14 protein-coding genes are annotated in these 13,816 nt (G+C 30.9%); all 14 read left to right on the forward strand.

The genetic code is table 11. The features are described 5' to 3' along the window. Positions 1–36 precede the first annotated feature (36 nt). Entirely contained in the window at positions 37–450 is a 414-nt protein-coding gene (gene ruvX / locus BUA48_RS01195) for a Holliday junction resolvase RuvX (protein WP_072829253.1), read from the forward strand. Between the two features lie 11 nt (positions 451–461). Continuing rightward, the gene (locus BUA48_RS01200; protein WP_072829255.1) at positions 462–722 is read left to right on the forward strand and encodes a DUF1292 domain-containing protein; all 261 of its coding nucleotides are present in this window, start codon (positions 462–464) and stop codon (positions 720–722) included. A 100-nt stretch (positions 723–822) separates the two neighbouring features. After that, positions 823–1,275 (forward strand): Fur family transcriptional regulator, encoded by a 453-nt coding sequence (locus tag BUA48_RS01205; protein WP_072829256.1) that lies wholly within the window; start codon positions 823–825, stop codon positions 1,273–1,275. Between the two features lie 55 nt (positions 1,276–1,330). Next, on the forward strand, positions 1,331–2,998 hold the full coding sequence (locus BUA48_RS01210) for a ribonuclease J (RefSeq protein WP_072829258.1): 1,668 nt from the start codon (positions 1,331–1,333) through the stop codon (positions 2,996–2,998). A gap of 179 nt (positions 2,999–3,177) precedes the next feature. Beyond that, positions 3,178–5,010, forward strand: a complete 1,833-nt coding sequence (gene typA, locus BUA48_RS01215) for a translational GTPase TypA (protein WP_072829260.1) — start codon at positions 3,178–3,180, stop codon at positions 5,008–5,010. An 83-nt stretch (positions 5,011–5,093) separates the two neighbouring features. Continuing rightward, complete coding sequence (locus BUA48_RS16000) at positions 5,094–5,372, forward strand: endolytic transglycosylase MltG (RefSeq protein WP_084665999.1); 279 nt, start codon at positions 5,094–5,096, stop codon at positions 5,370–5,372. Between the two features lie 104 nt (positions 5,373–5,476). After that, positions 5,477–5,758 (forward strand): endolytic transglycosylase MltG, encoded by a 282-nt coding sequence (locus BUA48_RS15870; protein WP_072829262.1) that lies wholly within the window; start codon positions 5,477–5,479, stop codon positions 5,756–5,758. A 45-nt stretch (positions 5,759–5,803) separates the two neighbouring features. Next, on the forward strand, positions 5,804–6,463 hold the full coding sequence (locus BUA48_RS01230; RefSeq protein ID WP_072829264.1) for an O-methyltransferase: 660 nt from the start codon (positions 5,804–5,806) through the stop codon (positions 6,461–6,463). A gap of 1 nt (position 6,464) precedes the next feature. After that, positions 6,465–7,691 carry a peptidase U32 family protein gene (locus tag BUA48_RS01235; RefSeq protein ID WP_072829266.1) on the forward strand — a complete coding sequence of 409 codons (1,227 nt, stop codon included), beginning with the start codon at positions 6,465–6,467 and terminating at the stop codon, positions 7,689–7,691. Beyond that, complete coding sequence (gene udk, locus BUA48_RS01240; protein WP_072829268.1) at positions 7,691–8,311, forward strand: uridine kinase; 621 nt, start codon at positions 7,691–7,693, stop codon at positions 8,309–8,311. Before BUA48_RS01235 ends, udk begins: the two co-directional genes overlap by 1 nt. 58 nt (positions 8,312–8,369) lie before the next feature. Continuing rightward, a complete protein-coding gene (locus BUA48_RS01245) occupies positions 8,370–10,124 on the forward strand; it encodes a penicillin-binding transpeptidase domain-containing protein (RefSeq protein WP_084666001.1) in 1,755 nt (584 codons plus the stop codon). A 103-nt stretch (positions 10,125–10,227) separates the two neighbouring features. Continuing rightward, entirely contained in the window at positions 10,228–10,938 is a 711-nt protein-coding gene (gene sigK / locus BUA48_RS01250; RefSeq protein ID WP_072829270.1) for an RNA polymerase sporulation sigma factor SigK, read from the forward strand. A gap of 235 nt (positions 10,939–11,173) precedes the next feature. After that, entirely contained in the window at positions 11,174–12,439 is a 1,266-nt protein-coding gene (gene ftsA, locus BUA48_RS01255; protein WP_072829272.1) for a cell division protein FtsA, read from the forward strand. 21 nt (positions 12,440–12,460) lie between these two features. After that, positions 12,461–13,558: a cell division protein FtsZ gene (ftsZ, locus tag BUA48_RS01260; RefSeq protein WP_072829273.1), complete on the forward strand. Its 1,098-nt coding sequence runs from the start codon at positions 12,461–12,463 to the stop codon at positions 13,556–13,558. Positions 13,559–13,816 lie beyond the last annotated feature (258 nt).

Raw genomic sequence — 13,816 nt, forward strand, 5'->3', positions numbered from 1 at the left:
AGAAAATTAATATTAGAATAAACTTAGGAGTAATTAATGAGAATTTTAGGATTAGATATTGGAGATAGAACTATAGGTGTTGCAATAAGTGATCCTTTGGGATTTACAGCGCAAGGAATAACTACAATTAGAAGAAGAAATGAAGAAAAAGATATAGAAGCTTTAAAAGAGATTTGTAATGAGTATTCAGTTGAAACTATAGTTTCAGGTCTACCTAAAAATATGAATGGAACAATAGGAGAACAAGGAGAAAAGGTTCTTGCCTTTTGTGAAGTCATAAAGGAAAACTTAAATTTACCTATTGAGATGTGGGACGAGAGATTAACTACTGTTGCAGCTCATAGGGTAATGCTAGAAGCGGACTTATCTAGGAAGAAAAGAAAGGGACTAGTAGATAAAATAGCGGCTACGTATATTCTTCAAGGATATTTAGATAGAAAAAAATTTTAGGAGGTAACCACATGGAAAATTTTGTAGAGAAAGTTACGTTATTTGATGAGGATGGAAAAGAGGAGTTATTTGAAGTAATAACTAAATTAGATATTGAAGAAAAAGAATATCTAATTGTTGCTAAGGAAGATGAGGAAGAAGAGGCTATTGCTTTAAGAATAGATAAAGATGAGAAGGGTGAAGAAATTCTTATGGTAGTACAAGATGACGTTGAATTTGCTATGGTTGCAGAAGCTTACGAAATATTATTTTGTGAAGAAGAAGAGGAATAAGAATTAACTACTAATGATTATCAATTGACAGCAATGATTGAATGTATTAAACTATATCTAAGTGAAATTTAAATTGTTAATAATAAAGAGAGGTTTAATGATGTCAACAATAACTCCAGAGAGAGTAAATCATTTAAAAGAAATTTTAAAAGAAAGAGGATGTAAATTAACTCCTCAAAGAAGAGCTATTCTAAATGGAATAATAGATAAAGATGGTGACCATTTAACTGTAGAAGAGTTATATGATGTGGTCAAAACGAACTGTCCAGAATTAGGATTAGCAACTGTATATAGAACTGTTCAATTATTTGAAGAGATAGGTCTTATATGTAAATTAGATTTAGATGATGGATGTAGCAGATATGAATTAGTAAATGAGGATGAGGAACATCAACATCATCATTTAATATGCAATAACTGTGGAAAGGTCATAGAAGTTGAAGGGGACTTGCTAGAAGACCTTGAGAAAAGCATTGAAGATAAATATCTTTTTAAGATTTTAAACCATAGTGTAAAATTTTATGGTTTATGTGATGAATGTAGAAAAAAGTAAGGGGGTAACACCTTTAACTTATAATATATAAATATAAAAAAAGGAGGGTAGAACTTTGAGACGAGATAAAGATAAATTAAAAATTATTCCTTTTGGGGGCTTTAATGAGATCGGAAAAAATTTAACTGCTTTTGAATATAAAAATGAAATTGTAGTTATAGATTGTGGTCTTAAGTTCCCAGATGATGAGATGTTGGGTATTGATGTAGTTATACCTGATGTATCTTATTTAGTTAAGAATGCGGATAAAGTAAAGGGAATCTTTTTAACTCATGGACATGAGGACCATATAGGAGCATTACCATATGTGTTAAGACAATTAAATGTTCCGGTATATGGCACAAGGCTTACTATTGGTATGGTTGAATCAAAATTAAAAGAACATGGGTTATTAAGTTCAGTGGAGTTAAGATGTGTAAGCGCTAAGGATATAGTTAAGTTAGATAACTTATCTGTGGAGTTCATTAAAACTAGTCACAGTATAGCTGATTCAGTAGCAATTGCAATTCATACTCCAATTGGTATAGTACTTCATACAGGGGACTTCAAAATTGATTTTACACCTATTGATGGATGTGCAGCGGATTTAGCAAGATTTGCAGAATTAGGTAAGCAAGGAGTTACTGTAATGCTTGCAGAAAGTACTAATGTGGAAAGACCAGGATATACAATGTCAGAGAGCACTGTAGGAGAGGCATTCCAAAGTATTTTCTTGAAGGCAGAAGGAAGAATAATAGTAGCTACATTTGCTTCTAATATTCATAGAATACAACAGATTTTTACTGCTGCTAATAAGTTCGGTAGAAAGGTTGCAGTTTCAGGAAGAAGTATGGAAAATATAGTGGGAGTTGCCTTAGAGTTAGGATACCTAAAAGCAGAAGAAGGTATGCTTATAGATATAGATGAACTTGACAAATATCCAGAGGATCAGATAGTTATTATTACTACAGGAAGTCAAGGAGAACCTATGTCAGCTCTTTCAAGAATGGCTGCTTCAGAACACAGAAAGGTTAATATAATTAAAGGCGATATGGTAATTATATCAGCATCACCTATACCAGGAAACGAAAAATTAGTTTCTAAGGTAATTAATCAGTTGTTTAAAAAAGGCGCAGAGGTTATATATGAGGCTTTGGCTGATGTCCATGTTTCAGGGCATGCATGTCAAGAGGAATTAAAATTAATGCATACTTTAGTTAAACCAAAATTCTTTATTCCTGTTCATGGAGAATATAGACATCTAAAACAACATGGTGAATTAGCTATGAAATTAGGAATGGATGAAGAAAATATAATTTTAGCTGATAATGGTGATGTTATAGAAGTTACTCGTGATAGCATTAAGAAAAATGGTGCTGTTATATCAGGTCAAGTTTTTGTTGATGGACTTGGCGTTGGAGATGTAGGTAATATTGTTTTAAGAGATAGAAAACATTTATCACAAGATGGTATACTTACAGTGGTTGTAACTATTGAAAAGCAAACAGGAAAAGTTGTAGCTGGTCCTGATATTATATCAAGAGGATTCGTTTATGTAAGAGAATCTGAAGATTTAATAGATGAAGCTAAGAACCAAGTAAGAAATGTATTAAAAGATTGTGAAAATAAAAAAATAAAAGAATGGGCAACTATAAAGTCCAGTGTAAAAGATGTTTTAAGAAACTTCCTTTACGAAAAAACAAAACGAAACCCTATGATATTACCTATAATTGTAGAAGTATAATTAAGAATTTAGCCCCCATATAAGTTATGGGGGTTTTAAGATTAAAATGAAAGCTTTATTGACTTTTTATACACATGCTATTAGAATTATATAAGGTTGATTTAAATTGGGTGCCGAAGTATCCAATTTTTTGTTGTATAGAGTACTTATGCGAAATAGTACCGACACGGAGGAGAAATATGAGTTTATTTAAAAGAGAAGATATAAGAAACATTGCTATTATAGCCCACGTAGACCACGGTAAGACAACACTAGTGGATGCGCTATTAAAACAAAGCCATGTTTTTAGAGAAAACGAAGTAATTGACGAGAGAGTAATGGATTCTAATGATCTAGAAAAAGAAAGAGGAATCACTATTCTTTCAAAAAATACAGCACTTACATACAAGGATGTTAAAATTAACGTTATCGATACGCCAGGCCATGCGGACTTTGGTGGAGAAGTAGAACGTGTACTTAAAATGGTAGATAGTGTTCTTTTAGTTGTAGATGCTTATGAAGGAGCAATGCCACAAACTAAATTTGTACTTAAAAAAGCTTTAGAGCTACACTTAAAACCTATAGTTGTAATAAATAAAATAGATAAACCTAATGGAAGACCTACAGAAGTAATAGATGAGGTGTTTGACCTATTTGTTGAGTTAGGTGCAAATGATGAGCAATTAGATTTCCCAATCGTTTATTGCTCAGCAAGAGATGCATATGCAATGTCTGAAGTAGATGAAGAAAATGATGATATGGTTCCATTATTTGAAACTATATTAAGCAGAGTTAATCCACCAGAAGGATATATAGATGAGCCAACTCAATTATTAATATCAAGCTTAGACTACAATAACTTTGTAGGTAAAATTGGTATTGGTAAAGTTGAAAGAGGAGTAATTAAGAAAAACCAACAGGTTGCCTTAATGAGAAGAGATGGAAGCGTAAAAAATGTTAAAATCTCAAACTTATATGTTTATAATGGCTTAAAAAGAGAAGAAACTGAAGAAGCTAAACTAGGTGATATAGTAGCTGTTTCAGGTATTCCAGATATAAATATTGGAGAAACTTTAGCAGATGCAAGTTGTCCAGAAGCTCTACCATTCGTAGAAATTGATGAGCCAACATTAAGCATGAACTTCATAGTAAACAACTCACCATTCGCAGGTAAAGAGGGAGAGTTTGTAACATCAAGACACTTAAGAGATAGACTTGCTAAAGAATTAGAAACTAACGTAAGTTTAAAAGTTGAAGAAACTGATTCAGCTGACTGTTTCAAAGTAAGCGGAAGAGGAGAACTTCACTTATCTATCTTAATAGAAACTATGAGAAGAGAAGGTTATGAGTTCCAAGTTTCTAAACCAACTGTTATATACAAAGAGAAAGATGGTAAGAAATTAGAACCTATAGAAGAGTTAACAATTGACGTTCCAGAAGAGTTTATGGGAGCTGTTATGGAGAAACTTGGGCCTAGAAAAGCTGAAATGCAAAATATGACTTCAGCAGTTAATGGTTATGTAAGATTAGAGTTTATTATACCTTCAAGAGGATTAATCGGTTTTAGAAATGAATTTATGACTGATACTAAGGGTAACGGAATAATGAACCATGTACTTTCAGGATATGATACTTTCAGAGGAGATATTCCAGAGAGAAGTAGAGGATCATTAGTAGCCTTTGAAGCTGGTACATCTTTAACTTATGGATTATTTAATGCTCAAGAGAGAGGAACATTATTCATAGGGCCTGGATTAGATGTATATGAAGGAATGGTAGTAGGAGAAAACTCAAGAATTGATGATTTAGAAGTAAACGTATGTAAAAAGAAACATTTAAGTAATACAAGATCATCAGGATCAGACGATGCATTAAAACTTATTCCACCAAGAGAAATGAGTTTAGAGCAAGCTTTAGAGTTCATAGCATCAGATGAGTATGTAGAAGTTACACCTGAAAGCATAAGATTAAGAAAGAGAATCTTAGATTCTAATGAAAGAAAGAGAATGGCAAACAGAAGTAAATCTAACTAGTCATAAACAAAGAAAATACAAGTTTAAATATCTTTATTAGAGTATTATCTGAAGGAAATAGTGATGAGTAAGTTCAAGTCACTATTCCTGAAGGTAAGAACATAGAAGGAATAGGGGCTATACTTGAAGCCATAGAAGTTATAACTAAAAACTACTTTATAAAAGCCATAGAAGGATTTGAACTTCCTAATTATTTAGCTAAAAGTAATAAAGTAAGATATAACTTAGAAGGATATTTATATCCAGATACATATAATTTGAAAAAGAACATGGATGCTCATGTTATTATAGAAAAAATGATTAGTAATTTTGAAAGGGTTATGAAAGAAACTTTAGAAGGTGAAAATTTACCCACGAAGTAAGTACATAACCTAATAACCTTAGCATCTATAGTTGAAAAGAGATAGCTACTCCGAATGAGAGAGCAAAAGTAGACTCAGTATTTTAAAATAGATTTTAAATTAATATGCCTCTTCAATCCTGTGCTGCAGTTTTGTATGCACTAGGATATCATAAGGATGTAGTTTATGAAAAAGACTTACAAATAGAGTCACCTTATAACACCTATAAAGTAGATGCTTTACCAGTAGGACCAGTAGCATGTCCAGGAAAGGCTTCTATAGAAGCTGTATTAAAACCTGAAGAAACAAATTATTTATATTTTGTTTCGTTGAATGATGGTACTCACTTCTTTACGTATGACTATGATAAGCATAGAGAAATCATGGAAAAAACTCAAAGTAAGTAAAGTCTTTGAGAAGCTTTATAGGAATTTTATGTGGAGGAAGTTTAAATGAGTGGAATTACCTATGAATATATGGAAGAATATTTAAGAGGATTAATTGGAGAAACTAATAGTGTATTAAAAGAATTAGAGGAATATGCACAGGAAAATAGAGTACCTATAGCACAAAAGGAAACTGCAAATTTTCTAGAGTTTATGATTAATCTTAAAAAACCTAAAAAAATTCTTGAGCTTGGTACAGCCATAGGATATTCTTCGATTATAATGGCTTTAAGTTCTCAAAGCGTAGAAAAAATTATTACCATAGAACGTGATGAAAATATGGTTAATATAGCAAGAGAAAATATAAAACGCTTTAACTTAGAAGATAAGATAGAAGTAATTGAAGGTGATTGCATAGAAGTTGTAAAGAATTTAGCCAAGGAATATCCAGGTGAGTTTGATATGATTTTTATGGATGCAGGCAAAGGTCATTATAATCATTTATTACCTGATTGTTTAGAGCTTATGACTAAGGAAGGGCTTATTATAGCAGATAATGTTCTGTTTAGAGGAATGGTTGCCTCTAGTGAGCTTGTAGTTAGAAGAAAAATAACAATTATAAAAAGAATGAGAAAGTATTTAGAAATGGTATCAGATAAGGAAAAATTCATAACCTCAGTAATCCCTATGGGTGATGGAATTGCAGTAACAATGAGGAGGAATTAAAATGAGAAAACCAGAAATATTAGCTCCAGCAGGAAATTTAGAAAAGTTAAAAACAGCTATAAACTTCGGTGCAGACGCTGTTTATGTTGGTGGAAGTAAATTAAACCTTAGAGCTTTTGCAGACAACTTCACTAATGAGACTTTAGCAGAAGGAATAAAATATGCTCATGATAGAGGTAAAAAAGTTTACGTTACATTAAATGTATTTCCACATAATGATGACTTAGAAGGATTAGAAGAATATTTAGTGGAGTTATATGAACTAAATGTGGATGCAGTTATAGTTTCTGACCCAGGAATTATTATGACTGCTCAAGAGGTAGTTCCAAATTTAGAGTTACATTTAAGTACTCAAGCAAATAATGTGAACTATAAGTCAGCAATATTCTGGCACAAACAAGGTGTTAAAAGAATTGTTTTAGCTAGAGAGTTATCTATGAAAGAGGTTAAGGAATTAAAAGATAAAATTCCAGATAGCTGTGAAATAGAGGCTTTTGTTCATGGAGCTATGTGTATGTCTTACTCAGGAAGATGTTTGCTATCCAACTACATAGTAGGAAGAGATTCAAACAGAGGAGAATGTGCACAGCCATGTAGATATAAATATCACCTAGTTGAAGAGAAAAGAGAGGGAGAATATTTCCCAATCGTAGAAGATGATAAGGGAACTTACATAATGAATTCTAAGGATTTATGTATGATTCAATACATCCCAGAACTAGTTGAAGCAGGAATTGATTCTTTAAAGATAGAAGGTAGAATGAAAAGTGTATTCTACGTTGCATCTGTAGTTAAGGCATACAGAGGGGCTTTAGATGCTTACTTTGAAGATCCAGCTAATTATAAGTTTAATGAAAAATGGTTAGAATATTTAATGATGCCTAGCCACAGAAAGTACTACACAGGTTTTTATTTTGATGAACAAGAGAAACAGGTGTATGACTCTTCAGCTTATGAAAAATCTTATGATGTAATAGGCATTGTTAAATCTTTTGATGAAAAAACAATGACTGCAACAATAGAACAGAAAAATAAGGTTTTAAATGGCGATACTGTTGAGGTTCTTAAGGTTCTTGGAGATAATGTAGAGATAGTATTAAAAGATATGAAAAACTCTAAAGGAGAGCCAATTGAAGCAGCAGCAGCAGCTAAGATGATATATACAGTTACTATAGATGAATGTTTAGAAGAAAATGATATACTTATTCAATTTAAGGGGGAAAAATAATGGATCGTCCAGTTATTATAGGTATAACAGGTGGTTCCGGATCTGGAAAGAGTACTATAGCTAAAGAGATCTTTAATAGATTTGGTGGCGAATGTATTGCTACTTTAGAAATGGACTCTTATTACAAAGATCAAAGCCATTTATCCTTTGAAGATAGACAAAAGACAAATTATGATCATCCTGATGCTTTTGATACAGAATTACTAATAGAACATATAAAAATGTTTGCAGAGGGTAAAGCTGTAGAAAAACCTATATATGATTTTGAAATACATAATAGAAAATCTGAAACAGAACCAGTATTACCTAGAGAAATATTGATAGTGGAAGGAATTCTTGTATTAGAAGATGAGAGAATTAGAGACCTACTAGATATAAAAATATATGTAGATACTGATGCAGATGTTAGATTTATAAGAAGAGTAGTTAGAGATATAAATGAAAGAGGTAGAACTCTTGAGTCTGTTATAGAACAATACTTAGGTGTTGTTAGACCAATGCATATGCAGTTTACTGAAACAACAAAGAGATATGCAGATATAATAATACCAGAAGGCGGACACAATAAAGTAGCTATAGACGTTATAACAGCAAATATAAAACAAATATTGAAATTGTAGATCAATTGTATAAAACACCTTATTTTGGCAATAATTTAGCTGAGTGAGGTGTTTTTTTATGTTTAGTTTTAAAAGAAATAAAAAGAAAAAAGAATCTAAGAAGACTGTGAAAAAAGAAGAAAACCGAGAGTTTTATAAGCCATATAGAGTCGAATATAAAAAACTTAAAAATGCAAGTATGATTTTAATAATACCATTTCTAGGATTAGGTTTTAGATATGCTTATTTAGGAATAATTAAAGCTAATACTTTAGCTACAATAGGAAATGGTCAATATGTATATAAAGAAAACTTAGAGGATATTCCTTATAGAGTTTATGATTGTAATGATAAAAACTTTTACGAAAGTATTAAAAAATATTCTATAGTAATTGATCCTATTGCATATAAAAAATTTAATACTGATATGGAAGCAGAAGCTATAAAAACTTTAAAGTATATTTTAAGAAATTATAATAAGGATTATCTTCTTCCAGATGAAATAAATAAGACATTAAATGACAAAATAACCTATGACATTGATTTGGAAACTTATAACAAAATAAAAGAGATGAATAACCTTAATTTTATAAAAGGTGTGTATATTTATGAAAGTACAAATACAGATAAAAAAAATAACTGGGATATAGTAAATCTTTTAACCAATCCCTTAGATAATAAGGATGGAAGCAAAAAACCAAAAGATACATTGGAGGCTATGATAGCAGATAAAACAAAGGATAACATTATACCTAAGATAGTTTATGAAAAAGATGTAACAGGAAAGCTCATGGAACCTAAATATATTGAAGGGGAACATAATGTTAACCTTAAATTAACTTTAGATAAAAATCTACAGGATTCGATACATGATATGTTACAAGATGAAATGTATGAAAAGTATGATGAGGTAGGAGTAGTTTTAATGGAGGCTGATACTGGAAAAATCAGAGCTTTGACACAGAGAAATTATAATTTGCCTAATGTAAATATAGGAGCTACCTCCAATCATGGATATTTCCCGGGATCAATTTTCAAAGTTATAGTACATGAAATGGGGATGGAAAAGGGAATAACGTGGCCTACTAAAGTATATAAAAGAAATAAAAATATAAAGGAATTTAACAATAAGGATCAACTTACAGTTAGGGAAGCATTAATATGGTCTTCTAATGATATTTTTTATCAAATAGGAGAAGAAGTTGGTTTTGATAACATAAAGAAAATAGCTAAACAACATGGTATGATGGAAAAAGTTCTTGGACTTTATCATGAACAAGCTGGGAATTTTGAGGTTGATGAAAATAATTTAACTACAGACCAAGTAAGACATTCTGCAATTGGACAGAAAATTAGAATAACGCCCCTAGAAGCTTTAAGTATACCTTCAACTGTAATTAATGATGGATATTATGTTAAGCCACAAATTATAGATTCATTTGTTGATAATGAGGGAAAGGAAATTGAGGGTTATGAAGTTGAAAAAGAAAGAATAATCAAAAAGAGTACAGCAAGTAGTTTGAAAGAAAATATGAAGGATATAGTTAATTCTGCTACAGGTACAGGTAATAATGCTAAATTTGATGGCTTTGATGTAGGTGGAAAAACAGGAACTACTGAGTATTTTGAGATAAATGATAAAGGTGAAAGAGAAAAGCATTGTGATGGATGGTTTACAGGGTTTTTTAATTACAATGATAAAAACTATGTAATGGTGGTATTTGTTCAAGATATAAAATGGGATACAGAGTATCCAGAAGAAGGTGGAACTACTGCTGCACCAGTATTTCATAAGGTATTAGATTTAATGAAAGAAAATAAATATTTAAAGTAGAACAAAATAAATAAAAATTAAGTTTTAAGTAAAATTAAAAAATACGAAACTTTTCCTCCTAGTATTCATATTATTATAATAAGCACTATTAGGAGGAATTGCTTTGTTAATTATTAACTATTTACTGGAACTTGTAACGAATACTACTCTTTTGACAGCTTATATTTCAGGAAACAACTCTTTTCCTCAGCCCTTAGAGGAAAGCGAAGAAAGAGAATATTTAATGAAATTGAAGGAAGGAGACATAGAGGCCAAGGGTGTACTAGTAGAGAGAAACTTGAGACTTGTAGCCCATATTGTTAAGAAATATTCATATTCTAATAAAGATGTTGACGATTTGATTTCTATTGGAACTATAGGTCTAATCAAGGCGATCGATTCCTATGATCCATGTAAGGGAACAAGACTTGCTACATATGCGGCAAGGTGTATTGAGAATGAAATACTTATGCTTATGAGAAATAGTAAAAAAATAAAAAAAGAAGTGTATTTACAAGACCCTATTGGGGTTGATAGAGAAGGGAATGAGATATCTCTTTTAGATATATTAAGCAGCGAAGATGACTCAGTTATTGATATAGTTGAAAGTAAAATACAAATAAAAAGATTATATGATAAGATGAACACTTCTCTAATGGAAAGAGAAAGAGGAATAATTCAAATGAGATATGGTCTCGTTGATGGAAAGCCTAAGACACAAAGAGAAATAGCTTCTATTTTAGGAATTTCTAGATCTTATGTATCTAGAATAGAAAAAAGAGCATTGAAAAAGTTATTTAAGGAATTAAATGGATCTAAAAGAATTTCTGTATAAATATGTTGTAATTAATCAGCTTTTATTAAATTGAAGGCTGATTTTTTATTATTTTAAAGTTTTTTTCAAAATTTTACTTGTGATATATTGTAATTTATTGAGATTTATTTTATATTGATAGGAGGTAAAACTTTTTTGAACACAAATAATACAATTATTATAACCAGAAAAAAGGTAAAATAATCTTTGTGTTGAATATATAGTCTTAGATATTCTCTTGAAGGGGGAAGATATTATGAGTAAACACATAGTAGCAATAGACATTGGTGCTTCAAAAGTATGTGCCTCTGCAGGATTTATAGATAATAATGGAGATTTACAAGTTGAAGCATTGGCTACTGCTAAATGTACAGGAGTTAAAAATTCTGTAATTATAAGTATAGATGACGTTGTTAAAGCTATAGTAAAGTGCAAAAATCAATTAGAAGATATACTAGAAACTAGTATAGAAAGAGCATATATGGTTATTCCTAATGCCATGTGTGAATATTGTAAAAACAAAGGTGTTATTGCAATTTCTCAGGAAAGTGGTGTAATAAAGGAAAAAGATATAAAAAGAGTCTTGGATTCTTCTAAACTTATGCACGTAAGTGAAGGCAAGGAAATAATTGAAGCAATACCAATGGAATATTATGTAGATGGATATAGGTGCTATAAAAATCCTATAGGCATGGAAGCGTCAAGATTAGAAGTTGATGCACTAGTTGTAATGGCAGAGATGGATCCGTTGGATGATTTTATAAGAAGTGTAAATAGAGCAGGTATTAAAGTTGAAGGAATTTCACTTCAATCTATATCCTTAGCTATGGCATGTTTATCAAGAGAACAAAGAAATAGTGGTGTTGCAGTTGTAGATATAGGCTTAGAAACAGTTGATATTTCTGTTTATAAAAATGATAAAACATGTTATAATTCTAGTATGATTATTGGTGGACATAATATTTCTAAGGATATTTCTCTTTGTTTAAAAGTCCCTTATAATAATGCTGAGGATTTAAAAATACAATATGGAATAGTCAGTGATGAAGAAAAAAGAAAAGAGTCTATAAAAGTTAAGACCTCCTATGATGATATTGTAGAGGTGGGATTAGGCACTTTATCTCAAATTATTGAGGCTAGAGTAGAGCAAATATTACAAATTATTAAGACTGAGCTTGAAAAAAATGAATTATATGACAAGATTTCTAACATTGTATTAGTTGGTGGGGGAATAACACAGTTTAAACATATAATAGATATTGCTGAAGACATATTTAAGATGCCAATAGAAATAGGAATGCCGAGACATGTAGGTGCTTTAAGTCCAGTATATGCCAATGTAGTTGGAGTCTTAGAGGATGTCGCTAATTCCTTAAAAGAAGAGTTGGAAGTTAATGAGCTTAATAGTACTGAGCATGAAGAATCTGACTTTGAAGATGATTCAGAGGAAGATTTAGATGAAGAAAAAAATAAAAGTGGAATAATGAATAAAATAAAGGGATTTTTGGAAGAATTCTTCTAGAACTAGGGAGGTAGTAATAATATGTTAGATTTTGATGTAGATATCAAGGATTTCGCTCAGATAAAGGTAGTTGGTTGCGGTGGCGGAGGAAATAACGCTGTCAATAGAATGATTAAAGAAGGACTAAAAAATGTAGAATTTATCGGAGTAAACACGGACAAGCAAGCCTTAGCAGTATCGCAAGCTGGTCAAAAAATTCAAATAGGTGATAAACTTACTAAGGGACTAGGTGCAGGTGCTAATCCAGAGATAGGAAAAAGTGCAGCACAAGAAAGTAAAGACGAAATTTCACAAGCAATAAAAGGTGCTGATATGGTATTCATTACTGCTGGTATGGGTGGTGGAACAGGTACTGGTGCAGCTCCTGTAGTGGCAGAAATAGCTAAATCTATGAACATATTAACAGTTGGTGTTGTTACTAAGCCTTTCCCATTTGAAGGTAGAAAAAGAATGATTCAAGCCGAAATGGGTATTAAAGAATTAAAGGATAAGGTAGATACTTTAGTTACAATTCCAAATGAAAGATTACTTGCTATGGTAGATAAGAAAACATCATTAGTAGATGCTTTTAAATATGCTGATGACGTTTTAAGACAAGGTGTACAAGGTATATCTGACTTAATAACTATTCCTGGATTAGTAAACTTAGACTTTGCAGATGTTAGAACTATAATGTATGACAAAGGTCTTGCTCATATGGGTGTAGGTAAAGCAACTGGTGAAAATAGAGCACAAGAAGCTGCTAAGCAAGCTATTTCAAGTCCATTACTTGAAACATCTATTGTTGGTGCAACAGGAGTTCTTTTAAATATTACTGGTGGAAGTGATTTAGGATTACTTGAAATCAGTGAAGCAGCAGGAATTGTACAAGAAGCAGCAGACCAAGACGCTAATATTATATTTGGTGCAGTTATAGATGAGAGTTTAAATGATGAGTTAAGAATAACAGTAATAGCTACTGGATTTGAAAATGAAAGAGCAGAAAAAGATTCATTTATAAAGAAAGAAATAGAAGAAGAATCTAAGAAAAAACCTGCTGAAAGTTCAAATTCAAGAGGTATGGACTATGATTCTTTAGATATAGAAATTCCACCTTTTTTAAGAAGGCAAGGTAGATAATATTTTATTTATATAAAGTAAATCTAATAATAAAGATTATAAATTTAAATATAATAAAAAATATGAGTTCTTATTTTAATTAAATGAGAACTCATATTTTTTTTATTTAATTAAAAGATTATAAGATATAAGTTTAGATTAATTTTCTACATATATAATGACATAAGCATTTTAAATAGCTAAATTTAAGGGTGTTATATAAAATATTTTTAATTTAAAAATATATACATAAATTATATGAGGTAATATATCAAAAAA

Source organism: Clostridium collagenovorans DSM 3089, from assembly GCF_900130005.1.
GTDB classification, from domain to species: domain Bacteria; phylum Bacillota; class Clostridia; order Clostridiales; family Clostridiaceae; genus Clostridium_D; species Clostridium_D collagenovorans.